General features: G+C 43.5%; 1 protein-coding gene. It reads right to left on the reverse strand.

What is annotated here, in order from left to right:
- Nucleotides 1-243 (reverse strand): GNAT family N-acetyltransferase (locus ACYP03_RS25575; RefSeq protein ID WP_459782614.1); only part of this gene is annotated, 243 nt, incomplete at its 3' end.
- Nucleotides 244-294: the final 51 nt, after the last annotated feature.

A 294-nucleotide genomic window follows, 5' to 3' on the forward strand; every position in this document is an offset into this window, starting at 1 on the left:
GAAAAAGCCAGTAATGCCGACTTTTTCACCTGACGCTTTTTCTTTGATGACCAGAGTTAACCATGCTCCGCTTTCAGGTGTCCAGGCCTGAAGACGCGCGTGAAATTTTGCTTTTAATTCATCGTCAGATGGCGCATCAAAACATTTTTCGATCACAGCCGGTATCGTATGAAGCGTCTGAAAAAGTGGCCAATCCGTTTCGGTGATTGGCACTAATAGTAGTTGCTGTGTGTCTAGAATCATCTTGAGCTACCTCTTGAGAAGGGTCATAGCATTAAATCACCTTCCATTATT

The organism is Photobacterium sp. R1 (assembly GCF_054600795.1).